This window comes from Methylotenera sp. E1MeOHC1 (assembly GCF_058745595.1).
This window is the reverse complement of sequence record NZ_CP196025.1, coordinates 1,144,140-1,171,077: the sequence shown is the minus strand read 5'-3', so window position 1 is coordinate 1,171,077 and position 26,938 is coordinate 1,144,140. Positions and strand designations below refer to the sequence as shown.

At 44.3% G+C, this 26,938-nt stretch carries 19 protein-coding genes; 13 read left to right on the top strand and 6 right to left on the bottom strand.

The features are described 5' to 3' along the window. Nucleotides 1-366 precede the first annotated feature (366 nt). Entirely contained in the window at nt 367-3,036 is a 2,670-nt protein-coding gene (locus ACSSU7_RS05310; protein ID WP_492517673.1) for an Rne/Rng family ribonuclease, read from the bottom strand. 814 nt (nt 3,037-3,850) lie between these two features. On the opposite strand from ACSSU7_RS05310, the gene ACSSU7_RS05305 reads away from it, so the two are divergent. The 4 genes from ACSSU7_RS05305 to ACSSU7_RS05290 are packed head-to-tail and all read left to right on the top strand — an operon-like array spanning nt 3,851 to nt 6,967. Continuing rightward, nucleotides 3,851-4,873: an RluA family pseudouridine synthase gene (locus ACSSU7_RS05305; RefSeq protein ID WP_492517672.1), complete on the top strand. Its 1,023-nt coding sequence runs from the start codon at nt 3,851-3,853 to the stop codon at nt 4,871-4,873. A 6-nt stretch (nt 4,874-4,879) separates the two neighbouring features. Then, nucleotides 4,880-5,536, top strand: a complete 657-nt coding sequence (locus tag ACSSU7_RS05300; protein ID WP_492517671.1) for an HAD-IIIA family hydrolase — start codon at nt 4,880-4,882, stop codon at nt 5,534-5,536. A 12-nt stretch (nt 5,537-5,548) separates the two neighbouring features. Beyond that, complete coding sequence (locus ACSSU7_RS05295; RefSeq protein WP_492517670.1) at nt 5,549-5,911, top strand: Rieske (2Fe-2S) protein; 363 nt, start codon at nt 5,549-5,551, stop codon at nt 5,909-5,911. A gap of 24 nt (nt 5,912-5,935) precedes the next feature. Then, entirely contained in the window at nt 5,936-6,967 is a 1,032-nt protein-coding gene (locus tag ACSSU7_RS05290) for a S49 family peptidase (protein ID WP_492517669.1), read from the top strand. On the opposite strand, the gene ACSSU7_RS05285 is transcribed toward ACSSU7_RS05290, so the two are convergent. The 3 genes from ACSSU7_RS05285 to glgB form a co-directional block, all read right to left on the bottom strand. Beyond that, nucleotides 6,964-7,776, bottom strand: coding sequence for a polyphosphate kinase 2 family protein (locus ACSSU7_RS05285; protein WP_492517668.1), 813 nt, complete (start codon nt 7,774-7,776; stop codon nt 6,964-6,966). The genes ACSSU7_RS05290 and ACSSU7_RS05285 overlap by 4 nt on opposite strands. A 166-nt stretch (nt 7,777-7,942) precedes the next feature. Continuing rightward, nucleotides 7,943-9,601 carry a glucose-6-phosphate isomerase gene (gene pgi / locus ACSSU7_RS05280; protein WP_492517667.1) on the bottom strand — a complete coding sequence of 553 codons (1,659 nt, stop codon included), beginning with the start codon at nt 9,599-9,601 and terminating at the stop codon, nt 7,943-7,945. A 27-nt stretch (nt 9,602-9,628) separates the two neighbouring features. Beyond that, nucleotides 9,629-11,851, bottom strand: coding sequence for a 1,4-alpha-glucan branching protein GlgB (gene glgB / locus ACSSU7_RS05275; protein ID WP_492517666.1), 2,223 nt, complete (start codon nt 11,849-11,851; stop codon nt 9,629-9,631). A 181-nt stretch (nt 11,852-12,032) separates the two neighbouring features. Here glgB and glgC point away from each other — a divergent pair, with 181 nt between their 5' ends. The 4 genes from glgC (at nt 12,033) to ACSSU7_RS05255 (ending at nt 17,682) form a co-directional block, all read left to right on the top strand. Continuing rightward, nucleotides 12,033-13,325, top strand: coding sequence for a glucose-1-phosphate adenylyltransferase (gene glgC / locus ACSSU7_RS05270; RefSeq protein WP_492517665.1), 1,293 nt, complete (start codon nt 12,033-12,035; stop codon nt 13,323-13,325). Nucleotides 13,326-13,392: 67 nt separating this feature from the next. Next, nucleotides 13,393-15,126 carry a glycoside hydrolase family 57 protein gene (locus tag ACSSU7_RS05265; protein ID WP_492517664.1) on the top strand — a complete coding sequence of 578 codons (1,734 nt, stop codon included), beginning with the start codon at nt 13,393-13,395 and terminating at the stop codon, nt 15,124-15,126. 46 nt (nt 15,127-15,172) lie between these two features. Then, nucleotides 15,173-16,675 carry a 4-alpha-glucanotransferase gene (gene malQ, locus ACSSU7_RS05260; protein ID WP_492517663.1) on the top strand — a complete coding sequence of 501 codons (1,503 nt, stop codon included), beginning with the start codon at nt 15,173-15,175 and terminating at the stop codon, nt 16,673-16,675. Nucleotides 16,676-16,680: 5 nt separating this feature from the next. Next, nucleotides 16,681-17,682: an ROK family protein gene (locus ACSSU7_RS05255; protein ID WP_492517662.1), complete on the top strand. Its 1,002-nt coding sequence runs from the start codon at nt 16,681-16,683 to the stop codon at nt 17,680-17,682. A 57-nt stretch (nt 17,683-17,739) separates the two neighbouring features. On the opposite strand, the gene queG is transcribed toward ACSSU7_RS05255, so the two are convergent. Continuing rightward, nucleotides 17,740-18,816 (bottom strand): tRNA epoxyqueuosine(34) reductase QueG, encoded by a 1,077-nt coding sequence (queG, locus tag ACSSU7_RS05250; RefSeq protein ID WP_492517661.1) that lies wholly within the window; start codon nt 18,814-18,816, stop codon nt 17,740-17,742. Here queG and tsaE point away from each other — a divergent pair. Genes tsaE through ACSSU7_RS05235 form a run of 3 tightly spaced genes read left to right on the top strand, consistent with a single transcriptional unit; the run spans nt 18,815 to nt 22,142 of the window. Next, nucleotides 18,815-19,303 carry a tRNA (adenosine(37)-N6)-threonylcarbamoyltransferase complex ATPase subunit type 1 TsaE gene (gene tsaE, locus ACSSU7_RS05245; RefSeq protein ID WP_492517660.1) on the top strand — a complete coding sequence of 163 codons (489 nt, stop codon included), beginning with the start codon at nt 18,815-18,817 and terminating at the stop codon, nt 19,301-19,303. The two genes, queG and tsaE, sit on opposite strands and share 2 nt — an antisense overlap. Before the next feature lie 3 nt (nt 19,304-19,306). Further along, nucleotides 19,307-20,731 carry an N-acetylmuramoyl-L-alanine amidase gene (locus tag ACSSU7_RS05240; RefSeq protein ID WP_492517659.1) on the top strand — a complete coding sequence of 475 codons (1,425 nt, stop codon included), beginning with the start codon at nt 19,307-19,309 and terminating at the stop codon, nt 20,729-20,731. A gap of 49 nt (nt 20,732-20,780) precedes the next feature. Beyond that, nucleotides 20,781-22,142: an MBL fold metallo-hydrolase RNA specificity domain-containing protein gene (locus ACSSU7_RS05235; RefSeq protein WP_492517658.1), complete on the top strand. Its 1,362-nt coding sequence runs from the start codon at nt 20,781-20,783 to the stop codon at nt 22,140-22,142. A gap of 7 nt (nt 22,143-22,149) precedes the next feature. Here the strand turns inward: ACSSU7_RS05235 and ACSSU7_RS05230 are convergent, their stop codons facing one another. After that, complete coding sequence (locus ACSSU7_RS05230; protein ID WP_492517657.1) at nt 22,150-23,688, bottom strand: helicase-related protein; 1,539 nt, start codon at nt 23,686-23,688, stop codon at nt 22,150-22,152. 219 nt (nt 23,689-23,907) lie between these two features. On the opposite strand from ACSSU7_RS05230, the gene ACSSU7_RS05225 reads away from it, so the two are divergent. Together ACSSU7_RS05225 and mutL are read left to right on the top strand one after the other, a co-directional pair. After that, the gene (locus ACSSU7_RS05225; protein WP_492517656.1) at nt 23,908-24,615 is read left to right on the top strand and encodes a type IV pili methyl-accepting chemotaxis transducer N-terminal domain-containing protein; all 708 of its coding nucleotides are present in this window, start codon (nt 23,908-23,910) and stop codon (nt 24,613-24,615) included. A gap of 448 nt (nt 24,616-25,063) precedes the next feature. After that, nucleotides 25,064-26,896, top strand: coding sequence for a DNA mismatch repair endonuclease MutL (gene mutL / locus ACSSU7_RS05220; RefSeq protein ID WP_492517655.1), 1,833 nt, complete (start codon nt 25,064-25,066; stop codon nt 26,894-26,896). The last annotated feature ends 42 nt before the right edge of the window (nt 26,897-26,938 follow it).

The following is a 26,938-nucleotide window of genomic DNA, read 5'->3' as shown; positions in this document are numbered from 1 at the left end:
TCCGTAACTTACCAATCTATAAGGGTTTTTTGAAAAAGGTCAAACTTTACACTTTTAATTTAGTTAATATAAATCAATGGCTTACAGTTTTAGTGTTGATTTGTAAAGGTTTTTTGGCTGCCCGAGGTTAAAGGTTAAATTAGTGTGTATAAGTCAACCCGTATTTTGATGAAAATTGACGATTTTTAATGGTTTTTTTACTTGCAATTTGTAAATAAATTGTTATGTATCGTATATTCTACGGGTGTCGTAGCCTTGATTATGGATGGGTAGTTATACAGATTTATTGCATGCCGCTATAAAAACATAAAGCCCGATTAATCGGGCTTTATGTTTTAAACTACATGATGATTGAGAACGGCAGAATTATTTGTTCTGGGTTTCTACCATCACTAGCGGCTCACTGCTGGCCTCTTCTTTTTTCTCTTTTTGCCAAGAGGCTGGTTTACGAGCGCCGCGTTTTTCAACTTCAACCGCTACGATAGCATTTGCAGTATCTGCTTTCGTTTCAACTAATTGTAAGCCCGACTCAGCTAGATCAATTTTTTTCGGCTCAGCTTTTGCCTTGCGTGGACGCGCAGGGCGTTTTTTCTCAGCCTTTTCAGCGACCTCTGCCGTTGCTTCGTCAGCAACTTGGGTTTCATTAGGTGCTGATTCTTTACTGCTAGCCGCAGTTTTGTTTGCGACATTTTTTTGTGGTTTAGATTTTTTAGCCTCTTTCTCCACTGGCGCTACTTCAGCTACTTCCGCTACCTGAGTTGCTGCTGTCGCTTGCGGCGCAGACTCCTGAGCTTTAGTCTCTGTGATTTCAACCGCTGGTTTTGCCACTGCATTATTGCTTGTAGCTGCTGGTTGCGTATTTGTCGCTACATTAGCAACTTCTACAGTAATTGCAGCTGCGTTAAGCTCTTCATTTGGTACAAATGCGCGGGTGTTGTCACGTGCAGCATTTTCATCGCGGTCACGACGATTGCGGCGGTTATTACGATTACGACGGCTACTACGCTCACTACGTTGCTCTGTAGATTCATTTGCAGAAGCTTCACCTGCGTTTACCTGAGCAACATTACGTGTTGCTTCTTGGTTTTTGTTGTCATGACGTTGATTGTCATGGCGTGGTTGCTGTGGTTTTGGTTGGCGTTGCTCTTGAGGCCTACCTTCAGCTTGGCGTGGTTCCTGCGCTTTTTGGTCCGCATTTTTCGGCGTACGCTCTTGGCTTACATTTTTATCGCCACGCTCATTGCGGTTACGCTCGTTACGGTTACGGTTACGCTCGTTACGGTTGCGGTTGTTGCGAGGGTGATCACGACGTGCGTCGCTAGATTTTTCAGCAGCTTTTTCAGCTTCTGATTTTTCACCTAAACCCAAGAATTTTTTGATCTTAGCGAATAGTGATAGTTTAGGCTCAACCTTTTCAACTGACATCGGCGCCGGTGCAGCTGGTGTGATGCCTTTAACCGCAGCAACAGGTTTTACTGCTTTAGCTTCTTCAGCAGCTTTCGTCACATAAGTTGTTTCTGAAGGCAGTTCTACCATTTGGTAGCTAGCTTTGCTGGTGTCTTCGTTTACGTCATCATGCTTGATGCGAATAATGTTGTAATTTGGTGTTTCAAGGTGGATGTTAGGAATCAACACCACTTCTACGCCCATGCGCTCTTCAATTTTATGAATATCAGCACGTTTTTCATTGAGTAAGAATGTGGCAACTTCCACTGGCAACTGCACTTGAATTATCGCGCTGTTTTCTTTCATCGCATCTTCTTGCGTGATACGTAAAATATGTAGCGCTGTAGATTCAATACCACGAATATGACCAGTGCCGTGGCAACGTGGGCAAGGGATGTGGTTGGTTTCACCCAAGCTAGGGCGTAAGCGTTGGCGTGAAAGCTCTAGCAAACCAAAGCGTGAGATTTTGCCTGTTTGTACACGAGCACGATCAGCATGCAATGCATCGCGTAGTGCGTTTTCAACTTCACGTTGATTACGTTGGCTCTCCATATCAATAAAGTCAATCACTACTAGGCCGCCCAAGTCACGTAAACGCAATTGGCGCGCAACCTCTTCAGCCGCTTCTAAGTTAGTGTTGAATGCAGTGTTTTCAATATCGCTACCACGTGTTGCACGACCTGAGTTCACGTCTACAGAAACCAAGGCTTCTGTATGGTCAATTACAATCGCGCCACCAGATGGCAAGCGCACTTCACGTGCAAACGCAGATTCAATTTGGTGTTCGATTTGGAAGCGTGTGAATAGCGGAATTTCATCTTGATACAATTTAACACGGGCCACATTGCTTGGCATCACGTGGTTCATAAACTGTACAGCTTGCTCATGAATGTCTGGTGTATCAATTAAGATTTCACCAATGTCTGAGCTAAAGTAATCGCGGATTGCGCGAATCACCAAGCTACCTTCTTGATAGATTAAATAAGCACCTGCCTGCATCGCTGAAGCGCCATCAATCGCTGACCATAGCTGTGTCAGGTAGTTTAAATCCCATTGCAGTTCTTCTGCATTACGGCCAATGCCGGCAGTGCGTGCAATGATGCTCATGCCTTTTGGTACTTCAAGTTGTGCTAATACATCGCGTAGTTCGTCGCGGTCTTCACCTTCAATACGACGTGATACACCACCTCCGCGTGGATTGTTTGGCATTAATACCAAATAGCGGCCAGCGAGTGAGATAAATGTGGTTAGTGCAGCGCCTTTGTTGCCGCGCTCATCTTTATCGACTTGAACGATTAGTTCTTGGCCTTCTTTTAACGCATCTTGGATGCGTGCGCGGCCATCGGCACCTTCTTTGTAGTAGCTACGCGCTACTTCTTTAAATGGTAAGAAGCCATGGCGGTCTTGACCGTAATCCACAAAAGCGGCTTCTAAAGAAGGCTCGATGCGCGTAATCACGCCTTTGTAAATATTGCTTTTACGTTGTTCTTTACCTGCGTGTTCAATATCTAAATCGATGAGTTTTTGCCCATCTACAATCGCAACGCGTAACTCTTCAGATTGCGTTGCATTAAATAACATGCGTTTCATTGTTTGCTCCTAAGCGTAGCAAGGCGGGCAGGCGCAATGCATAAAGTGATGCAATGCTTTGAAAGCTGTATTTAAAGTGAAGTCGCTGAATTAATACCAAAAGAGACACAGTGTGTCAGATGAATTACGCCTTTGAATCAAGCTCATAGTGTAATGATGAGCTAGAGGCATTAACGATTTGCAATATAACAATGGTGCAAATTAACGAAGTCTTATTAAAAAGACATGGGTGGATAACCGTGCTTTTAGTTACTATACACACTAGGTATTACGCACACCCTATACATTAGAGATTCATCACTTCGGTCAATGGGACTGCGTCATATTGAATCGTCTAGTTTTATTGTTTTGACAGGTGCAACACGTGCCAAAACTGTTTATTTGTTCGTTAAAGCAAACTTATTGTTAAATTTATGCTTAAATGTGGCGAAGTATTCTGCCAGTTGCAGCTTAAATTCGTTAAAATTCTATCTTTAGTAAATTCTAATTTGTTTAAATTATTTAATGGCTTATGAGCTGATTAAATAATATGCCAAATTTAACTTTTCACTTTAAGTCGCGCTTTATGTTTATTTGTCTGCGGCGGCTTGAGCGCTAATTTTTACTTACCGCTACTTTATAATGTGGCGAGCGGTGTTAACCAAGTATTTAGTTGTCACTATTATTAACAAACACATCAAGTGCAAGTAATTGTCTTGATTAGATGTATTTATATTCAATAATTCTATTCTTATCAAGAATTTAACAGTGATTAAAATTGTTAAATTCATAAGAACTCGCAAAGTATAAGCTACATCAACCATTTAAGCAAAGCATGAACAATTTAATTACACATGAGCAAGGCAACCCAATATCAACAGTCAGTGAGTCTGCCGCTGCATTTTTAACCGTAGATGAAGCAAGCGAAGGTCAGCGCATTGATAACTTTCTGACCAAGACCTTAAAAGGCGTGCCCAAAAGCCACGTTTACCGAATTTTGCGTAGTGGCGAAGTGCGAGTAAATAAAAAACGTATCAATGCAGATTTCCGCTTAAGTTTGGGCGATGTGGTTAGGGTGCCGCCTACGCGCTCAACTGCAGTTGAAAAAATAGAGTCTGCGGTACCAGTCACCTCAAAATTTGAGCAGGCGATTATTTATGAAGATGATGCCATGCTGGTGATTGATAAAGCCGCTGGTTTTGCCGTGCATGGTGGCAGCGGTATTAGTCGTGGCGTGATTGAGCAATTGCGCCTAGAGCGCCCGCGTGCCAAGTTTTTGGAGTTAGTGCATCGTCTAGACCGTGAAACATCTGGTGTGTTGATGCTCGCTAAAAAAAGAAGCGCACTGGTGGCACTGCATGAAGCGATTCGCAATAACCAAACCGATAAACGCTATTTGATGTTGGTGCAAGGTGAGTGGCTAGAACCAAAAAAACGCGTGGTGCTGGATTTGCAAAAATATGTGCTGCCTAACGGCGAACGCCGTGTGAATGTGGTAACTGATGTTTCAAAAGACAAGTTTGGTGAGCGCCAAACTTCAGAAACCATGTTTCGCTTGCTTAAGAACTTTAACAGTCCTACAGTTGGTAAGTTCAGCTTGTTAGAGGCACAGTTGGTCACCGGTAGAACGCACCAGTTACGTGTACAGCTATCGCATTTGGGTTTTCCGATTGTTGGCGATGATAAGTATGGTGATTTTGCTTTAAATAAGGCTTTAATCAAACATGGCCTTAAGCGCATGTTCTTACACTCATCGGTCACTAAAATCCGCCACCCTTTAACTGCTGAGAAGTTAGAGTTAATTGCACCAACGCCACCAGAGTTAAATAAATTTTTACTAAAGTTAGAGAAAGAGTAAGTGGCAATGCCAAAGATGTTTGATTTAATTGTATGGGATTGGGATGGTACGTTAGCGGATTCTACCGGCATGATCGTCAATGCCATTTTAAAGGCAGCAGAGCAGGTGGGTTTACCTGCAATCACACGTGAAGCAGCGAGTGGTATTATTGGTTTAGGTCTACGTGAGTCGATTCAGGCACTCTATGGGGATATCCCTGCCACGCAGGCACAAGCACTTGCTGCGCAATACAATGCTAATTATTATGCTGAAGAGAGCGAGATACTCTTGTTTTCTGGTGCAGCTGACACCATTGTTGAGCTAAATAAACGTGGTTTCAAATTGGCAGTAGCAACAGGTAAGGGCCGTAGAGGCTTGAATCTGGCGTTGGAGCATGCAGGTTTGAGTCGTCAGTTTCATGCAACGCGTACGGTGGATGAGTGCTTCTCCAAGCCTCATCCGCAAATGCTGGATGAGTTGATGGATAATTTGGTAGTGTTGCCTGAGCGCACTTTAATGATTGGCGACACTAGCTATGATTTACAGATGGCTAAAAATGCCGGCGTCAGTGCTGTTGGGGTTACCTATGGGGCGCAGCCCGCAGAACATTGGCAGCATTTAGATCCAATTGCGCAATTTGATGCGTTTTCTGATTTACGTCAGTGGCTGTTAGAACAAGCTTAGAGAGTTAGCAGTATGCACATTGAGCAGGATATGATTGTGATTGACAGTGCGGCATTGCAGGATGGCGGCAAGGGTGTCAGGTTTCCACTGCCGGCATTGGGTGAGTTTGCAACAGGCTTTGTGGTAAGGTTTAATCAATTACCTTATGCATATGTGAACCAATGTGCGCATGTTTCTGTGGAACTGGATTGGAATGAGGGTGATTTCTTTACCGCGCAGGGTGATTATTTGATATGTGCTACGCATGGTGCACATTACCGTCCTGATAATGGTTTTTGTGTGATGGGGCCATGCAAAGGTAAAAGTTTAAAACCGATTGAGGTCATTGAGCAAAACCAAAAAATCATGATCAATATAGCTTCTATTTCTAAATAAAATCAATGACAAGTGAGTAAATAAATGACTGAGCAAAATCAATATACAGCAGGCACCAATACCGAAAGTATTGACTCGGCCAGCAAGCCCAATCCATCTGCGGCAGATGATGGTGCTTGGCAGCGTAATGTCATAGAAAAATTGGCGACAGCTGCACTAAGTGAGCAAAAAACAGCGCGACGTTGGAGTACTTTCTTTAAGTCGCTGACGTTTGGCTATGTTCTTATTCTTCTGCTGATTTTATTGGGTGTGTTTGGTGGCGATAAAAAATCGTTTGAAGCACATACCGCATTAATTGAGATTAATGGTGTCATTCAGGCTGGTGGTGACGTTACTGCGGATGCGGTGATCTCAAGTTTGAAAGATGCTTACGATAACAAAGGCACTAAAGGCATTATTTTAAGAGTGAATAGCCCAGGTGGCAGCCCAGTGCAGGCTGGCATTATTAATGACGAAATTAGACGACAAAAGAAATTGCATCCTAGTATTCCGGTATATGCAGTGGTTGAAGATATTTGTGCGTCAGGTGGCTATTATATTGCGGCTGCAGCAGACAAAATCTATGTGGATAAAGCCAGTATTGTTGGTTCTATCGGCGTGCTGATGGATGGCTATGGCTTCACAGAGGCAATGAAAAAAGTAGGTGTAGAGCGCCGCTTAATGACGGCAGGTGAAAACAAAGCCATGCTTGACCCATTCTCACCATTGAACCCGCATCATCAAGAGTTAGCGCAAGCAATGTTGAATGAAATTCATGAGCAATTTAAAACAGTAGTACGTCAGGGTAGAGGTACACGTTTAAAAGAAACACCTGAAACCTTTAGCGGTCTGTTTTGGAGTGGTGAGCAAAGCATCAAAATCGGTTTGGCAGATGCCATGGGCAGTGCTGAGTATGTTGCGCGAGAAGTCATCAAGCAGGAAGAAATTGTAGACTTTACCTACCAAGATGACTTTGCTAGCCGTATTGCTAAGCGTATTGGCGCTAGTGCGAGTGCTGCCGTCGGTGAGGTGATTTCAAAGCAGCTTGTTGAGTCTGGCCAAATCAGATTACGTTAATCATTAATCACGATAGATTTGAACTCCTCCGGCACCGGTGGGTAGTTCAAATCTAGTTTTTTCAGTGTGTTTAACAGCAGTTTAGAAATTAAAAGGTTCCGGTTGGTTTTTGAATCCGCCGGGACGATATACCAAGGCGCGTGCTCTGTAGATGTTGCGCTAAGCGCTTGTTCATAGGCGTCGATGTAATCTGGCCATAACTCACGTTCTTTTAGGTCGCCCGGGTTAAATTTCCAAGTCTTTGTCGGGTTGTCCAAGCGCTCTTGTAAGCGCTTCTTTTGTTCCTGTTTCGAAATATGTAAATAGCACTTGATGATCGTGGTGCCTGTTTCCACTAAAAGACGCTCAAAGTCGTTTATTTGCTTATACCTGCGCTCACATTCCGCCTCATTAATCCATTTGTGTACTTTTACAATCAGTACATCTTCATAATGGCTGCGGTTGAAAATCACCAACTCACCGATGCCAGGGACCTGTTGATGAACGCGCCATAGGTAGTCATGCGCCAACTCTTCGCTGCTAGGTGCCTTAAAGCTCGCCACGCGTATGCCTAAGGGGTCGGTTTCTCTGAATACATGGCGCACTGTGCCATCTTTGCCGCTAGTGTCCATGCCTTGCAGGATTAGCAGTACTTTGTGCTTTCCCTCAGCGTGCAAGATGTCTTGGAGTGCATTAATTTCGCTCGCCAATTCATACATTGCGGCTTCGTTCTGTTCTTTGCTACCACTGCGCTCGGTTTTATCTTTAGTGTCGAAGTCCTTGAGCGAGAATTTCTTAGGGTTCACACGATATTTATCAAGATTTGCCATATTTTTCTCAAATAGTATGCTCGCTATGTTTGATGGATAAGAGTATTAAGCATCAGATAACAAAAAAGCCCAGTAACATGCGTGACTGGGCTTTTATCATAGCAAATAAAACTAAATTTAACTCAGAGCTAATCTATTTTAATTAAATAGATTAGCTGCGTTTTGCTTAATCTGGTTTAAGGGCTTTGGTGTAGTTAATCAAACCGTTGGTTGAGCTGTCGTAGTTACCTACCACTTCATCATTGGTCAGTTGTGGCAGAATTTGCTGTGCAATTTGCTTGCCGTATTCAACACCCCATTGATCATAGCTGTTGATATCCCACATAATGCCTTGTACAAAGATTTTATGTTCGTACAGTGCGATTAGTTTGCCCAATGTGTTTGGTGTTAACTTGTCAAACAGGATTGAGCTAGTAGGGCGATTACCTTCAAATGTTTTGTGTGGTAATAACTCTTCTAATGCTTTTCCTGATAAACCTTGTTTTTCCAGTTCAGCACGGGCTTGTTCAGTAGTTTTACCTAACATCAGCGATTGTGTCTGCGCAAGGAAATTGGCCAGCAAGATTTTGTGATGCGCATAGCCATTGCTGCTTACTTTGTAGTGGCTATGCACTGGAATCAAAAAGTCAGCCGGTACAATTTGCGTCCCTTGGTGTATCAGTTGATAGAATGCATGTTGACCATTAGTACCAGCTTCACCCCAAATCACTGGGCCTGTTTTGTAAGCCACGCGGCTACCATCACGGCAAATAAACTTACCATTACTTTCCATATCTGCTTGCTGTAAGTAAGCAGGGAAGCGTGATAAACCTTGGTCGTAAGGTAAAATCGCTTGTGAATCTACATGGAAGAAGTTGTTATACCAAACACCTACTAATGCCATGATGACTGGCATGTTTTGCTCTAATGGTGCATTTTTAAAATGCTCATCCATTTCAAAAGCGCCGGTGAGCAAGTCTTCAAAGTTATCCATGCCTACGTAAAGTGCAATTGATAAGCCGATTGCAGACCATAATGAATAGCGACCGCCAACCCAATCCCAAAATGCGAACATATTAGCGGTATCAATACCGAAATCTTGCACTGCTTTAGCGTTGGTAGATAGCGCTACAAAGTGCTTAGGCACGTGTGCCTCATCTTTTGCTGCGTTTAAGAACCATGCGCGTGCAGAGTGTGCATTGGTCATGGTTTCTTGGGTGGTAAATGTTTTTGATGCCACAATGAACAGGGTGGTTTCTGGGTTACAAACATTCAGCGCACGCATGAGATGCGCACCATCAATGTTGGACACAAAATGTACTTTTAACTCAGGGCTTGCATATGGTTCTAATGCATCGCATACCATTACCGGGCCAAGATCTGAGCCACCAATACCAATATTCACAATATCTGTAATGCGTTTGCCTGTGTAGCCTAACCAAGTGCCATTACGTACTTTGTCTGAGAATTCGCGCATTTGGGCTAGCACAGCGTTTACTTCAGGCATCACATCATGGCCATCTACCATGATAGGCGTGTTGGCACGGTTACGTAGCGCAGTATGCAATACCGCTCTATTTTCAGTGATATTTATTTTTTCACCGCTAAACATTTTATCGCGCCACTGTTCAACGTTGGCTTCACGCGCCATTTGAAATAACAATGGTAGCGTTTCATCTGTGATGCGATGTTTTGAGTAATCCAGCAATATGTCGGAAAATTTAAGGCTATATTTGCTAAAGCGATTTGCATCATTTGCGAACATATCGCGCATATGGAGTGATGCTATTTTTTCTTGATGTTGGCAAAGTGATTGCCATACAGGGTGTTTGTTAAGTCTAGCCATTTATTTTAGTACTTTATTTTCAATAGGTTATTGTATTTTTAAAACTATACCAGCCAATGGTGGCAACGTGATGACCACTGATTGACCATAATGCATCCATGGTATGTTTTCTGTGTGTAGACCCGCGCCATTACCCTTGTTACTGCCGCCGTAGCAATCAGCATCGCTGTTAAATAGTTCTGAATAGCTACCGGCTTGTGGAACACCAATGCGGTATTCATTACGTAACACGGGTGTGAAATTTAGCACTATTATAACAAAACTATTGTCTAATCCGCTTCTTACGTAACTGATAATTGATTGTTCTGTATCGTGGCAGTCTATCCATTCAAATCCGTGCGCTTCAAAATCTAAGGTATGTAACGCATTGACCTCTTTATAAATACGGTTGAGGTCGGTGTGCAGTTGTTGAATACCTTTGTGCCATTTGCTGCCCGGATTATTATCGTTAAGTAAATGCCAGTCTAAGCTCGTGTTCACGTTCCACTCGCGGCCTTGCCCAAACTCATTTCCCATGAAGTTGAGTTTTTTACCGGGTGTAGTCATTTGGTAGGTGGTTAATAAGCGCAAATTAGCAAATTTTTGCCACGCATCACCTGGCATTTTGTCCAGTAATGATTTTTTACCGTGTACGACTTCATCGTGAGAGAACGGCAAAACAAAGTTTTCTGAATAAGCGTAGAGCTGGCCGAAGGTTAGCTTGTCATGGTAATAACGTCTGTGTACAGGGTCATTTTCGATATAGGACAATGTGTCATTCATCCAGCCCATGTTCCATTTCATGCTGAAACCTAGCCCGCCTAGATATACCGGACGAGACACCATCGGCCAGGCGGTGGATTCTTCTGCAATGGTGAGTACGCCGGCAAAATCTTCACCCACCATGATGTTGAGTTGTTTTAAGAAGTCAATTACATCTAGATTTTCTCTGCCGCCAAATTTGTTTGGTAGCCATTCACCAGGGTTGCGTGAGTAATCTAGGTACAGCATAGAGGCTACCGCATCTACACGTAAGCCATCGATGTGGAACTCTTGTAGCCAGAAATAAGCATTGCTAATCAGAAAATTACGGACTTCATTGCGGCCGTAATTAAAGATGTAAGTGCCCCAGTCTTGGTGCTCACCTAGGCGAGGGTCTTCGTGTTCATACAGTGCGGTACCGTCAAAGCGTGCCAGTGCCCAATCATCTTTAGGGAAGTGCCCTGGCACCCAATCTAGGATGACGCCGATATTGGCTTTGTGAAATGCATCGATTAAAAAGCGCAAATCATCAGGTGAGCCAAATCGGTTAGTGACGCCAAAGTACCCCGTGGTTTGATAACCCCATGATTCATTGAGTGGGTGTTCTGAAATTGGTAGCAGTTCAACGTGCGTATAGCCCATAGCTGCTACGTGCGGTACTAATGTTTTAGCTAACTCTCGATAAGTGAGAAAGTGTCCTTTGTCGTTGCGCTGCCATGAGCCTAGATGCACTTCGTAGCAATTGAATGGTGCATGCAGCCAATCACGTTTTTTACGTGCTTCTAACCATTGTTTATCTTCCCATTGATGGTTGCTCGTGCTGATTTTTGTTGCAGTGCCAGGCCGAGGTTCAAACTCAAAACCATAAGGGTCTGTTTTGACTAGAATATTGCCTGTATGTCGATTACGTATTTCAAATTTATAAGTGTCGCTGGTGGTTAGGTTTGGGATAAATATATCCCAAACACCACTAGAGCCATGTGCGCGCATGCTATGGATGCGGCCATCCCATTGGTTAAAGCTGCCAATTATGCTGACACGCTCTGCATTGGGTGCCCAAACGGCAAAGCGTACACCTGCAACATTATTTTGGGTGATGCATTGCGCACCTAGTGTTTTGTAGGCCAGTTTTAAACGGCCTTCTCCAAAAAGATGCAGCTCATCTTGGGTGATGCTGGAGCTAAATGTGTAGGGGTCGTGTGTTTCGTATGTTTGTGTGCCAACCGTAATTTGCAGTAAGCATGGTGTGGTCAATTCGACTTCACTGGTGTGTTCAAACAGACCATCCGTATGCGTTTTCTCTAAATCTACCCATGTTTTGCCAATCTTCAGTTTTACGCTAGTGGCGTATGGCAAAAATGCGCGATAAGCATAAAGTTGATGCTCATCAACTTTAATTGCATGTAGTCCTAAAAAACTGAAAGGGTCGTGATGACGCGCTTCTAAGATGCGGTGAAGCGCGTTGGTGTAAGCTTTAGATGTTGTCTGAATTGATTTGGATTTTAACAAAATATAACATCCCTAATGATTTTAAGGTTTTTAGCTTTTATTTCTGTTTTTTGCGCTACATTTAGCTAGATTATAGTGCTTTAAGCTGATTATAATGTAAACGAAAGCAGTCGTACGTAAAATAAGCTAGTGAGCCCAGCTAGCGTAACTTAAGTAACTATACAAACTTCAGGAGGGCACCATGTCGCAAACCCGACAAGCAGACCAAAATTCAGATCGTTTTATTAGTACCTTAACCAAAAATACCGTCGCGATGATTTTAGCCGGTGGTCGAGGCAGTCGTTTAAAAAGCCTAACAGACTGGCGTGCGAAACCTGCTGTTCAGTTTGGTGGCAAGTTTAGAATTATTGATTTCCCACTATCTAATTGCGTTAACTCTGGCATTCGCCGTATTAACGTAGCAACCCAATACAAAGCGCAAAGCTTAATTCAACACATCCAGCGCGGCTGGGGCTTTTTGCGTGGTGAGTTTAATGAGTACGTGAATATTATTCCTGCGCAGCAACGGATATCTGAAGAGTGGTATAAAGGTACCGCCGACGCTGTTTACCAGAATATAGATATTTTACGTGAGGGCGGTGCTGAATATGTGCTGATTCTGGCTGGCGACCATATTTACAAAATGGACTACGGCAAGATGCTGGCGACCCATGTGCGCAACAATGCTGATATGACGGTAGCATGCATTAATGTACCGTTAGAGGACGCCAAAGGGTTTGGTGTGCTAGCCGTAGATGATACCGATAGAGTGGTGGAGTTTGCTGAGAAGCCAGCTAACCCTAAACATATGCCTGGTGACCCGACTAAAGCTTTTGCGAGCATGGGTATTTACGTGTTCAATGCAAAGTTCTTATATGAGCAGCTAATTCGCGATGCAGGTGACTCTAAATCTAGCCATGATTTTGGTGGCGATATTATTCCGTACATTATCAAGAAATATAAAATCCAGGCACACCGTTTCACCGATAGTTGTGTAGGTGCACAAAACGGAAATTACTATTGGCGCGATGTTGGTACGATTGATGCTTATTGGGAAGCGAACATGGAATTAACGAAAGTGATTCCTGAGCTTAATCTTTATGATAGAGAATGGCCAATCTGGACCTATCAAGAGCAATTGCCACCAGCTAAGTTTGTATTTAGAGATGAAGGCCGCACCGGTAAGGCAACGGATTCACTTGTTTCTGGCGGTTGTTTAATTAGTGGATCATGCATTAGTAATACAGTTTTGTTTTCAGATGTACGCGTGCATAGTTATGCCACCATTGAAGGCTCGGTAATTTTGCCTAAGGCAATCATTAATCGGCATGTTGTTCTGAATAATGTGGTGGTAGACCGTGGTTGTGTGATTCCGGAAGGCATGCAAATTGGTGTGGATTTAGCATTAGATGCTAAGCGCTTTTATGTATCAGAAAAAGGTGTAGTGTTAGTGACGCCAGATATGCTGGGCCAAGATCTATATCGTGTAGTGTAAAAATGCGTGTTTTATGTGGCTAGCTGCTTTATTGTTTTAATTACTATTGTTTAAGGTTTATGTTGAAGTGAATACTGCGCGTCCAAAGTTATATCTTAATTTGTACTGGCATATGCATCAGCCAGATTACCGTGACCTAGCAACCAATCAATATGTGTTGCCATGGACATATTTGCACGCCATTAAAGATTATAGTGATATGGCGTATCACCTTGAGGTGAACCCTAAAGCCCGCGTGACTTTTAACTTTGTACCTATTTTATTAGAGCAGTTAGAAGATTACGCTGAGCAAGTTAAACACAACAAAGTTCGCGACCCATTACTCGCTTTGCTTACTAAAGAAAATCTGACAGATATTAGCAATAGTGAATGTCATTTGATTGTGCAAAGCTGCTTTAAAAGCCACCATGAAAAGATGTTGAGTCCCTTCCCGCATTACCAGCGCTTGTTACAAATGTATCAGCTGGTAGAGCCGATGATGACTAATGATCAGTTTCACTATTTATCAGGGCAATATAAAGCGGATTTACTGGTTTGGTATCACCTGGCGTGGTGCGGTGAAAGTTTGCGTCGCACCAACGCTGTTGTACAGGCACTGATGGCTAAAGGTGTATTGTTTACCCATGAAGAGCGTGTGCAGTTGTATGAGGTGATTGCGGAAACGATTTCTGGTTTGATTCCACGTTATAAAGCATTAATGCAAAGCGGCCAAATTGAGATTTCCACCACACCTTATTACCACCCAATTTTACCTTTATTGTTGGATTTTAAATCAACTTTAGATGCAATGCCGGGCGCACCTTTGCCAGAGAGCAAGGGGTATGCAGGTGGACAGAGTAGGTCAGTTGCGCATATTTTGTCTGCCAAAAAGGCGCATGAGCACTACTTTGGTGCCAGTCCTCGTGGTATGTGGCCTGCTGAAGGCGCAGTTTCTCACGCGGCACTTTCTTTAATGGCTGAACATAATGTGAGCTGGGCGGCGACCGGCCAGAGTGTGTTGGCAAATAGCCTGTTGAAGTCACAATTGAATGCGGATAATAAACAAGATTACTTGTATCAACCGTATCGAGTGACGAATGGTCAGAGTGATATTTTATGTTTTTTCAGAGATGATCAGCTCTCAGACAAAATTGGTTTTGAATACGCAAAAATGCATACACATGATGCTGTGACTGATTTTGTGCAGACCTTAGAACATATTCATGCCAGCAATAATGACAGCACATCTAAGATAGTCAGCGTGATTTTAGATGGGGAAAATGCTTGGGAGTATTTCCCCTACAATGGTTTCTACTTTTTGAGTGAGTTGTACGAGGTGTTGGCAAACCATCCTGACATTGTCATGACCACTTTTAGTGATATTGTTGATATGTATCAATCCAGTAGTGTGGTGAATGAGGGATTATCTGCACCCATATTGCCGCAGATTGCTGCGGGTAGTTGGGTATACGGTACTTTCAGCACGTGGGTAGGCAGCAAAGATAAGAATTTAGCTTGGGATTTGCTTTGTGCGGCCAAAAAGACTTACGACACGGTAGTCGCTAAAAATAAACTAAATAAGCAGCAGCTTGAAGCCGCTGAGCGCCAATTGGCAATATGTGAAGGCTCTGATTGGTTTTGGTGGTTTGGTGATTACAACGCATCCGATAGTGTTGCCAGCTTTGATCAACTGTACCGCCGTAATTTAATTAATTTATATACGTTGCTGGGTCAGCCCGTACCAGAGGTACTGCATCATCAAATCAGTGTCGGTGGCGGCAATGCCGATAACGCAGGCACAATGCGCCGTGGACAGGAATGATTAGTACAGTTTAAGTTTCAATGCCCTTAATTTTAAGTAGGTATTTATGACGTTACAGACTCAAGCATCACTTTTAAATCAGCGCCAAGCCGGTGTGTTATTACATATCAGTTCTTTACCGAGTGCTTTTTATACGGGTGACTTAGGCATTGAGTCTTATCGGTTTGTTGATTTTCTGCATGAAATAGGGGCTAAAGTTTGGCAGACATTGCCAATCAATATGCCGCATGCAGATAACTCACCTTACCAGTGTTTGTCCGCCCATGCCGGTAACCCGGATTTTATTAGTTTAGAAGCACTACAGGGGCAAGGGCTGCTGACCAAAGATGATTGTGCAGGTTTAATTACCAGTAAGCTAGATTTACTCAATCAGGCTTATCTTAACTTTAGTCAACAATCCATAAGCCTGCCAGAGCATAAGAAACAGCATCAAGCATTCGCACGTTTTTGTAAAAAGCAGGCAGGCTGGTTAGATGACTTTTCGTTGTTTCTGGCTTTGCGACATCACTTCAATCAGGCTGGCTGGAACCATTGGCCTGAGCCTTATAAAAATCGCGATAAAAAAACAATTAAACAGGTGCAAGTGCAGCTTGCACACGAAATTGCAGTAGTTAAATTTACTCAGTTTGTGTTTTTTAGCCAGTGGCTTGCGTTGAAACAGTACGCGGCCGAGAAAAATATCGCTTTATTTGGCGATATCCCCATTTTTGTTGCCTATGACAGTGTAGACGTCTGGGCGCATTCTGATTTGTTCAAACTTAACCCTGACAAAACCACGAGCGTAGTGGCGGGCGTGCCACCCGATTACTTTTCTGAGACCGGACAGCGCTGGGGTAACCCGCATTACAACTGGGATGCCATGCAGCGAGATGGCTTTGCTTGGTGGGTTTCACGCATGGCGACGCAAAGTGAATTGTTCGATATCGTACGTATCGATCACTTTAGAGGGTTGGAAGCTGCATGGGAGATTCCAGCAACAGAAGACACAGCCATTAATGGCGAATGGGTCTTGGCGCCGGGAGATGCGCTGCTGGGAGCGATTAAGCAGGCGCTGCCTGAAATTAATTTGGTTGCTGAAGACTTAGGCATCATTACGATAGAAGTCGATGCTTTGCGCAACAAATACCATCTGCCCGGCATGAAAATTCTGCAGTTTGCATTTAGCGGCGCAAGCGATAACCCGTATTTACCTGAAAATATTTCGGAGAATAGCGTGGTCTATACGGGCACGCATGATAATGATACGACTTTAAGTTGGTATAACAATCTGGATGATTATCAGCGTGGCAATTTGTATGCGCATTTGGCAGCAACGCATGCTGAGGGCTATGAGCCAAATATGCCTAATGATTTAGTTGATATGGCGTTAGAGACAAAAGCGCTATTGGCAATTGTTCCAATGCAAGACATTCTGGAGTTGAATGGCCACCATAGGATGAATACGCCAGGCACCGTCATCGGTAACTGGCACTGGCGCTTTAGCTGGCAACAGTTAACGCCGCAGCAGAAGAATTCAATCCGAGCCGCCATTGCGCGCACTGGTCGTTAATAGCAATGCCTATGTTAATCGGGATTGATGTTGGCGGCACTAATCTACGTTTGGGTGTGGTAGAGATTGATGCGGCAGGCTTAGCTAAGCCGCGCTTATTGGAAGAAATGCGGTTTCAGGCAGATTTTTCTAGTTTATGTCGGCAGCATCAGCAGGCCCCTGAGCTTGCATGGCAGCAAATACTTTCTACCATTGCAAGAGCAATTCACGCTGTCACTACCAAGTATCCAGCGGTGAGTGTTGTGGGTATTGGGTTTCCTGGGTTTATCGCACCGGATACGCAGCAGATTTTACAATCTCCCAATTTGCCCGGCTTGTGCAATGTAGATTTAAGTGCAGACCTGAGTGCATTAATCGGCTTGCCGGTCGTTACCGAAAATGATGCACTTGCTGCGGCTTATGGCGAGTACGTGATGCATCCTGACCGCCTTAGCAACTTAATTTACATGGGATTAGGTACCGGTGTTGGTGGTGGTCTAATTTTAAATGGTCAGCCATTTCAGGGGCAGCACGGCGTTGCGATGGAAGTTGGCCATATTATTGTGCAAGAAAATGGCAGAGCTTGCGGTTGTGGTAACTCGGGCTGTATGGAACAGTATGCTTCAGCCAGTGGCGTTGCAATCAGCTACTTTGAGGCGACTCAGCAACAACTCACTGCTGCCGAAATTGCACGCCTTGCAGAATCAGGTAATGAGGCAGCAAGTGCTGCTTATGCATTGGCAGGGAAGTCGTTGGCGCAAGCATTGTCACATATACTAAAGGTGATTGATGTGAGTGAGGTGGTGATTGGCGGGGGGGTGAGTGCCGCATGGTCATTGCTTGCACCGTCTTTTCAGCAGCAGTTAGACCAAGACTTGATTCCGGCTTTACGCGGTAAGATAAGCGTGAGAGGTTCTACGATGGGAGATCAGGCTGGTATTGTTGGCGCAGCAATGCTGGCGTCACGCTTAAGTCATCAAGCTTCTAATCTGCAGGGTGTTACGTATATTGAGCCGCGATTGGCTTAGCAGTTGTTCGGTATATTGACTGTGAAGAGAGATTTATTTATCTAGCCTTACAAAGTGTTAAGGTACATGGCGGCTTAGCGCCCAGCGCACGTGTTCTTGCACAATCTCATTCTCATGATGTAGATGTTGTTTAAGTGTGTTGATAATCTCAGGTGTGGTTGCTGCGTTACCTAGACCTACCGCAATATTTCTTAGCCACTGCACATAGCCGATTCTGTAAATAGCACTGCCCGCCATTTTTGATTTGAACTCATCTTCAGTCCAATTAAAGCAGTCGATAAGGCTAACGTCATCTAGGCCATGTTTGACTGCAAAATCTGTTTCTTTGGTGACTTCTGCAAATTTATTCCATGGACAATACAACTGGCAGTCATCGCAGCCGTAAACGCGGTTACCAATTAAAGGGCGATACTCCATAGGAATGCTGGTTTTAAGCTCAATGGTGAGGTATGAGATGCAGAGTCTTGCGTCAACTTCATACGGTGCCGTGATTGCCTGGGTAGGGCATATCTCTATACATTTGCTGCAACTGCCGCAGTGATTGGTGGCAGGCGCATCAATCACTAATGGTAAATTGGTGTAGATTTCACCTAAAAAGAACCAAGAACCATGGTTTTTGTTGATTAATAGCGTGTGTTTGCCGCGCCAGCCTAGGCCTGCTTTTTCTGCTAGTGCTACTTCAAGTACCGGCGCGCTGTCGGTAAATGCACGGTATTCAAATTGATCGATTTGGTAGTGCTGTAACTCACTTTGAATCTTTTCGCAGAGTTTTTGCAATTTATTGCGCATCACCTTATGGTAATCACGGCCCAGTGCGTAACGTGATATAAAAGCCTTGCTGCTGTCTTGCAAAACAGAATCGCTGTTTTTAGCCTGCGGCGGTAGATAATCTAAGCGTGCCGAAATGATGCGCCGCGTATTCGGGACTAATTCATCGGGGCGCGTACGTTTAACACCGTGTTTTGCCATATAATCCATATCACCATGGAAACCTTTTTCAATCCAAGCTTGATGTTCAGATTCTGCAGTTTGCAGGTTGGTGTCTGCAATGCCGATTTGACTAAAGCCCAGCGCCAGTCCCCAATTTTTAATTGCAAGACTCAGATCGCTCAAGTTTTTAGTAGAATTACTCATGGATAACAATTTTACACTTGAATTGGCAGATGAGGCGGCTACGCTCGCATTTGGATCTGCTTTAGGCAAAGCGATCATCCCTAACCTCACCATCTATCTACATGGGGATTTGGGTGCAGGTAAAACAACCTTGGTGAGAGGTTTGTTGCATGGCCTAGGGTTTACAGGTAAGGTGAAAAGCCCAACTTATACATTGGTTGAGCCTTATGAAAACATTGAGGCAGTACAAGGTGTGTTCAATCTATATCATTTTGATTTGTATCGGTTTAATGATGAAGAAGAGTGGGAGTCTGCGGGCTTTAGAGATTACTTTAATGCGGCAAGTGTTTGCTTAATTGAGTGGCCAGAAAAAGCCGAGCATATATTGCCAACACCAGACCTTGATATTTACTTTGAGATTAAGCCGGATGGGCGTAATGTGCGCGTTGTTGGGCACTCACTGTCTGCCCAAGTATGTGTGAAAAATATTAAAGAATTATGTAACTAATTTATGATTAAACATTATTTCTCTACATTGCTATCCTTAACGCTGTGCTTGATTTGCGTATTTGCAATCACCACGGCAGATGCTAATACCGTTACCGCAGTGCGTATTTGGCCTGCAGATATTTACACCAGAATCACCATCGAAGCCGAAAAGCCTATCCTGTATAAAATGACAGTGTTGAAAGACCCTGAGCGTGTGGTGGTGGATGTGGAAGACATTGACCTAAATACCGTTATTAAGGCGTTAGGTGAGAAGGTTTCAGAAAGTGACCCCTATATTGCTAAGATCCGTGTCGCTAACTTTAAACCTAAGGTGGTGCGATTAGTGGTGGATTTAAAGTCTGAGGTGAAACCAGCAATATTTACCTTAGCGCCAGCAGGAGATTACAAGCACCGCTTGGTATTAGACATTTACCCAACTAAAGATCCTTTAATGGCAATGTTAGATCAGCGTGATGCTACAGAGCCTGTTGTAGATGCCACAGTTATTAAAAATAACACACAAGCGGTGACAACGGCGCCACTCACAGATGCACCTGCAGTGACTGTCGCTAATAGCCCAGTACCGGAAGTTAAAGTTGAACAAACTGCTAAACCTACAGTCAATATTGGCAGCGTTGTTGAAGCTACGCCGCCAGTTAGTCAGCCGTCTGTAACCCCACCAGTCAATACTACCAAAGACATCATAGAGAATAAGCCAACCACTAAAGGCTTGCGTCAAATCACGATTGCGATTGATGCAGGGCATGGCGGTGAGGATCCTGGTGCAATGGGTGCAACGGGCAGCCATGAAAAAGAGATTACCTTGGCGATTGCCAAAAAGCTTAAGGCAAAAATTGATGAGGACCCAAATATGCGAGGTGTTTTAACGCGTGATGGGGATTACTTTATTCCGCTGCATATGCGCGTGATTAAAGCACGCAAGTTACAGGCCGACCTCTTTATTTCAATTCACGCAGATGCATTCACCAATCCAGCAGCGCGTGGTTCATCGGTATTTGCGCTGTCAGAGAAAGGTGCAACCAGTGCCAGCGCACGTTATTTGGCGAAGAAGGAAAATGAGTCAGATTTGATAGGCGGCGTGAGTTTGAATGTAAAAGACCCGCTGCTTGCAAAAACTTTATTGGATTTGTCACAAACCGCGACCATTAACGATAGCCTGAAGCTGGGGAAAGCGGTATTGGGCAATATTGGTGAGATTAATAAGTTACATAAAAACCATGTAGAACAAGCTGGTTTCGCTGTACTGAAATCACCTGATATTCCCTCTATCCTTGTAGAAACTGCATTTATCAGCAACCCTGATGAAGAACGTAGGCTTAATGATGAAGCTTACCAAGACAAACTGGTAGCGTCGATTCTGGCTGGAGTAAGGAAGTATTTCTCTACCAATCCCGCACTTGCTAAAACGAAACTTGCACTAGATTAAACTTACTAAACTAAGGCAGTACCCAGTGTTCATTTAAAAGGGAGATTCTATGGAACTCACATTTTTAGGTGCAACTGGAACCGTGACTGGTTCTAAGTATTTGTTAAAAAGTGGCGACAGGCAAATATTGATAGACTGTGGCTTGTTTCAAGGGCTCAAGCAATTGCGGTTGAGAAACTGGGCAAAATTGCCGGTCAATCCAGCAAAAATCGATGCTGTGGTTTTGACGCATGCACATATTGATCATAGCGGTTATTTACCTGTATTAGTTAAAAATGGATTTTCAGGTAAAGTCTATTGCAGCGAGGGGACGGCCGACTTATGTAAGATTATGCTGCCAGATTCTGCACACCTGCAGGAAGAGGAGGCTGAATATGCCAATCGCCGCGGCTTCTCTAAGCACCATCCAGCATTACCTCTGTACACCAAGGAAGATGCTGAAAATGCACTTAGCTTGCTCACGCCTATCCGTTTTGAGCAAGAGGTCGATCTGGGCGACGGCTTAACTCTTAGACTCTCACCTAATGGCCATATTTTAGGATCTGCATTTGTGCGGATTTATAACAAAAAAACCTCAGTACTGTTTTCTGGCGATATCGGGCGTGCCAATGATATTTTGATGCGTCCTCCAGTGCGGATTAAACAAGCCGATTATTTGTTAATTGAATCTACTTACGGTAACCGTTTACACCAGAACAACGACCCTAAAGTTAAATTGGCCGCCATTATTAATAAAACGGTAAAGCGCAAGGGCGTTGTGGTGATTCCGGTGTTTGCGGTTGGCCGGGCACAGGAGCTGCTGTATTACATTCACTTGTTAAAAACATCTGGTGAAATTGCTGCAGATACTCCAGTTTATTTAAATAGCCCGATGGCAGTAGATGCCACTGAAATTTTTAATCTATATCATGACGAGCATCGCTTGAGTGCTGACCAATGCAGTGCGTTATTTAGTACGGCTCATGTAGTGAACAGCATCGAGCAATCTAAAGCACTGAATGAAGCCAAAGGCCCCATGATTATTTTATCTGCCAGTGGCATGGCTTCTGGTGGGCGAGTGGTGCATCATTTAAAAGCCTTTGCCACCAATGCGAATAACACCATTTTGTTTGTTGGGTTTCAGGCGGCGGGCACTCGAGGCGCTGCGATGCTAGATGGCGCTGAGAGTATCAAAATTCATGGGGAATATATACCAGTGCGTGCGCATGTCGAGCTGATTTCCAATCTTTCAGCGCATGCTGATTATTCTGAAATTTTGGATTGGCTAGCTGGTTTTGAATCCGCACCGAAAAAAACCTTTATCGTGCACGGAGAACCAGTTGCGGCCGATGCGATGCGCCGCCATATAGAAGAGAAATTACATTGGCAGGTAGTGGTACCTGAATATTTGCAAACGGTAGAGCTGGCGTAAAAAGAAGTCAGTATTTTCTTCTTGTATTTAAGTAATCCAACTCTCTGCTGGTGTCGCCGTAGCCGGCTTGTGTGAGCAGGGCGCGCTCTATGTAACGGCTTACTTGTGAGCGTAGAGCGCTTACATGCGGACCATCTACAAAATACTGTGGGAACTTAAAGCTTAGCCATGCATATAAACTTAAGTTGTGGCTGAGCAATTCTGCGTCTTCTAAATGTTTAGGGCTTTGTGCATCTAGCCAGCTTGGTGCTGTAGGTAAATGCCTGATTGTGGATTCCGCAACACTTTTTAGACACAGCAGGTAGTAGTCTTTTTCAAATGCAACATTGAGGGAGATGGGCGCACATACAAAGATATATTTATCTTTTAGCGACATTTTAGGTGCATATTCATCCACAATAAGTGCTTGTGCGATTTGTGTGGCTAGGGGTGCCTGTTCAAAGAGTGGATGTGTAAACCGTGTTCTTTCCTGGTGGTAGCTGAGCACTTCAGCAATCCTGTTGGTGTGCATTTGGTGTGCAATGTTGCTAACTTGCTGTAAGTTAATACTGATGGGCAGTTTATTTAAGTCAGCGGTGTCGTCTGCCGAGAGCATATGCTCAACATGAGTCAGCTCATCATTTTCCAGCACGCTGACATAGCCAGTTGCGTAAATGCCAAATCTGCCGGCACGACCTGCAATCTGCCTTACCTCTGTCATGTTGAGTAGCCTAGACGCCACGCCATCAAATTTCTGAATATTTGCAAATATAATGCGGCGTATCGGTAAATTAAGCCCCATACCAATCGCATCGGTTGCCACTAAAATATCTGCTTGCCCAGAGTTAAAGCGCTCAGATTCGGTTCGGCGTACTTCAGGTGAGAGTGCGCCATAAATACTCGCTACGCTAAAGCCCCATTGACGGAATCTAGCGGCAAAAGTGAGTACATCTTTGCGGCTAAATGCAATGATTGCATCGCCTTTTTGTAGTTTTGGCTTGAGTTTCTGGCGGCTGTAATGTTTGCCACAAAGGCTATCTTGCTCTAAAACCAGCGGTGTTTTGCGTATTAACTGCGTAATATCATAAGTTTCACTTAATGCTTCAATGGTCGCAACGCAAGGGGCAGTGACTGCGGTTGAGCCGCAGATGTACACGGTTGAAGCGGGTACGCCCACCAACGCCGCCGTCCAAGCCGAGCCTCGGTCTGGGTCTTGCAGCATTTGAATCTCATCAATCACAGCGACCTCTACCTCTTTGTGCGTATTCATCATTTCAATAGTAGATGCCGTGTGTCGCGCATTATCCATGATGACGCGCTCTTCACCCGTGATCAGGTTGCATGGCACACCTGACGCGACCAATCGGTCCCTGATCTCCATAGCAAGCAACCTAAGTGGTGCCAGATATACGCCTGACTTTGCTTGCTCTAATGCTAATAGTGCCTGGTAGGTTTTACCGGAGTTAGTGGGGCCAAGGTAAAAGTGGTGGTGCCGGCTAAGCTTGCGCGCGAGGTGAAAACTGTCAGTATAGCTGTTAGGCGTTGGGTCTTGATTGGTAGATGTCATGCTGATGAGAATTTATATCAAAATCTGCAAAACACCAACATGCAAATGCTAACGACACATGATTGCTTAGTAACTTATCCCTACATCAATCTTTATTTATCTACCAGTGATTGATTGGAATAGAAATTGCTTATATGAACTTAAATATGAATGATGTTAAGTGCTGTGTATCTGTGCTAATGGCGTTCGTTGTGAATAATATGAAAAAGGGAGAATATCTTGTTAGCAGATTTAAAACCTCACCAAGGCGTGAAACATCATCAGGTTGCACAAGGTCACCATTTTAAAGTCAATAGTTTAGACGTTAGCGCAGAAACGTTTGGTGCGTTAATCAACCTAGCTGGGCGTCAACGCATGCTATCGCAACGTATTGTGCTCAATGCTGTACTTTCAACAATGGGCCACGAAACTGCATTGGAAACCGCGCGTGAAGCCTTGGCTTTATTTAAAGTGAGCCATGCAGCGCTGGTGCAAGGTAATAGTGAGTTGCCTGGTGTGTTTTTTGAAGAGCTACGCTTGGTTTACTTTGGCGAGATTGAAGGCGACCGGAAAATTATAGAGTTTACTAACTTGGTTGAGAAGGCAATTAGTGCTTGTGAATCAGGCTTTCGTACGGTACCTGATTTGCTTAATGAGCTTGGTAAGCAAGCTACGCCTATCGTTGCGCTACTTAATCGGATTACTGTGGTTTATGAGGATGAGTCTAAAAAGCATGCTAAGGTGCAGCGTAAGCAGCATCATGAATTGATGAGTAGCATTCAGAATATTGCTAAACAGGCACGCATCGTGTCAGTCAACGCGCAAATTGTAGCTGCGCGTGCAGGTGAGGTTGGGCGTGAGTTTGCCGTAGTGGCGGGAGAGCTGACAAATATCACTGCTAAAATCGATGAGTTGGTACGTGTAGCGGTAGGTAATGCTGCGATTTAATGCTGATAGCGTTACTGAAGTGTTAATCGTTTGTACTGTCTTATCTGTTGCTCAGTATGGTGTGTGAGTTGGTGGCTGCATAAGTTTTGTATGTCTGCATGGTAGTGCTGGAAAACTATTTAGCTGTATGCGAGGCACAACCAGCTGGTTCTCAGATTAGTGCGAAGGCACTATTTTAGTGCGTTCATCCTATGCTTGTTGGTGCGCTACAAGCTGTTCTGGTAGCTTGTGCTGCGTGGGTGGGCTGAATTTATATTGTTTATTTAATATTTCTATCTAAAACTCCCTCTAAGAAAATATCTATCCTAGCCCTGTCAGCCGATTGTACCTTTAGTATTTATTTGCCATTTGCTTACTATTTCCCCAGCTTAATAGTTAAATCGCCATAGTTAATTCTCTAGGGGCAAAGCAAGGTAAAATGTCAGCATTAAAAAAACACTAAAACTTTATGGCAACTATACGTTTACTCCCTGATCAGCTTATCAGCCAGATCGCCGCGGGCGAGGTGGTGGAGCGTCCGGCATCAGCCCTGAAAGAATTATTAGAAAATAGTTTGGATGCGGGTAGTACGGATATTCAAGTATCTTTGTTGCAAGGCGGTATTAAGCAAATGCGCGTCACTGATAATGGCGCAGGTGTCGCAAAAGAGGATTTGATGTTAGCGCTGACGCGCCATGCAACTAGCAAAATCGCAAGCCTAGAAGATCTTGAGTCGGTAGCGAGCTTGGGTTTTCGGGGTGAGGCATTGGCAAGTATTGCGTCAATTTCCCGCACACAGTTATTAAGCCGCCAAGTTGGCAGTAAACATGCATGGCGTATCGGTTCTGAAGGTAGTGATATATCTGCTGTAGAGCCTGCTGCGTTAGATGCAGGCACGGTGATTGAAGTGTCTGACTTGTACTTCAATACACCTGCGCGCCGTAAGTTTTTAAAAACTGAAGCGACCGAGTTTGGGCATTGTGAAGAGATGTTTACGCGTATTGCGTTGTCACGCCCTGATGTTAGCTTGATGCTGCAACACAATGGGCGCGCATTAAGCCGCTTTGCGATTGGTCAGCCTGAGCGCAGGTTCTCTGAGGTATTAGGGAGTGAGTTTGTTGCGGAGTCTATAGCTGTTGATGAATCTGCAGCAGGCTTACGTTTATGGGGGATGGCGGCGAAGCCTACTTTTAATCGCAATAGCCGAGACACGCAATATGTTTACGTGAATGGCCGCTTTGTACGAGATAAAGTGATTGCGCACGCTATCAGGCAAGCGTACCAAGACGTGCTGCACCATGATAGGCATCCTGCCTTTGTGTTGTTTTTAGAGCTGGATCCAAACTTGGTGGATGTGAATGTGCATCCGGCAAAGACTGAAGTCAGGTTTAGAGATAGTCAGGCTATCCATCGCTTTATCTTTCATTCGCTCCATAAAGCATTAGCGATTCCTACCGGTGTTTCTAACGCGGTCACTGCAAATCAGGCGCAATATAACCCGTTTAGTCCGCAGGCTTCAAATACGCCGTCTGCTAATAGCGGCATGCTGTACCCAACGCAGCAATCTCAAATTAACTTGAGCGCGCATGAGCCCCCAAGTTTTTATCAGTCCTTGTTTGGCAGCAATGTTAATCTGAATGCCAACGCCGCGCCATTGCCGCCAGACCTCTTGCCAAATCAGGCTATGGGTATGGAAAACATAAATGAATACCCACTTGGTTTTGCTGTTGGGCAAGTGCATGGTGTGTACGTGCTCGCGCAAAATAAAGAAGGTTTGGTGGTTGTGGATATGCATGCGGCACATGAGCGCATTATGTACGAGAAGTTAAAAAATGCTTTGGATAGTAAAACCGTGCAGATGCAGCCATTGCTATTACCGGTCAGTTTTAATGCAGATAAGCTAGAGGTAGCGACCGTACATGAAGCATTAGCGGGCAATCAGGCAACGCTACAGCAGTTGGGGTTTGATATTGCGATACTGTCACCGACCACACTTGCTGTGCGTGCAGTGCCAACGATGCTGCAAGATGCTGATGCCGTGACCTTGGCGCGAGATGTATTGCGTGATTTACGAGAGTATGGCGCGAGTCGAGTACTGACTGAGCGTAGAAACGAGTTGCTTGGCACGATGGCCTGTCACGCTGCTGTACGTGCAAATCGTAGCCTGACTATCCCTGAAATGAATGCTTTGCTACGTGATATGGAAGCAACTGAGCGTTCAGGGCAGTGCAATCACGGCCGCCCAACTTGGTTTCAAGTCAGTATGACAGATTTAGACAAGATGTTTATGCGCGGCAAATAGGCTGTGCGCTATGGTGTGTACCTGAATGTTTATTCACAATTC

Coding starts and splice junctions, on each gene's coding strand:
- ACSSU7_RS05310 (WP_492517673.1), bottom strand. CDS start 3,036: ATGAAACGCATGTTATTTAATGCAACGCAATCTGAAGAGTTACGCGTT.
- ACSSU7_RS05305 (WP_492517672.1), top strand. CDS start 3,851: ATGAACAATTTAATTACACATGAGCAAGGCAACCCAATATCAACAGTC.
- ACSSU7_RS05300 (WP_492517671.1), top strand. CDS start 4,880: ATGCCAAAGATGTTTGATTTAATTGTATGGGATTGGGATGGTACGTTA.
- ACSSU7_RS05295 (WP_492517670.1), top strand. CDS start 5,549: ATGCACATTGAGCAGGATATGATTGTGATTGACAGTGCGGCATTGCAG.
- ACSSU7_RS05290 (WP_492517669.1), top strand. CDS start 5,936: ATGACTGAGCAAAATCAATATACAGCAGGCACCAATACCGAAAGTATT.
- ACSSU7_RS05285 (WP_492517668.1), bottom strand. CDS start 7,776: ATGGCAAATCTTGATAAATATCGTGTGAACCCTAAGAAATTCTCGCTC.
- pgi (WP_492517667.1), bottom strand. CDS start 9,601: ATGGCTAGACTTAACAAACACCCTGTATGGCAATCACTTTGCCAACAT.
- glgC (WP_492517665.1), top strand. CDS start 12,033: ATGTCGCAAACCCGACAAGCAGACCAAAATTCAGATCGTTTTATTAGT.
- malQ (WP_492517663.1), top strand. CDS start 15,173: ATGACGTTACAGACTCAAGCATCACTTTTAAATCAGCGCCAAGCCGGT.
- ACSSU7_RS05255 (WP_492517662.1), top strand. CDS start 16,681: ATGCCTATGTTAATCGGGATTGATGTTGGCGGCACTAATCTACGTTTG.
- tsaE (WP_492517660.1), top strand. CDS start 18,815: ATGGATAACAATTTTACACTTGAATTGGCAGATGAGGCGGCTACGCTC.
- queG (WP_492517661.1), bottom strand. CDS start 18,816: ATGAGTAATTCTACTAAAAACTTGAGCGATCTGAGTCTTGCAATTAAA.
- ACSSU7_RS05240 (WP_492517659.1), top strand. CDS start 19,307: ATGATTAAACATTATTTCTCTACATTGCTATCCTTAACGCTGTGCTTG.
- ACSSU7_RS05235 (WP_492517658.1), top strand. CDS start 20,781: ATGGAACTCACATTTTTAGGTGCAACTGGAACCGTGACTGGTTCTAAG.
- ACSSU7_RS05230 (WP_492517657.1), bottom strand. CDS start 23,688: ATGACATCTACCAATCAAGACCCAACGCCTAACAGCTATACTGACAGT.
- mutL (WP_492517655.1), top strand. CDS start 25,064: ATGGCAACTATACGTTTACTCCCTGATCAGCTTATCAGCCAGATCGCC.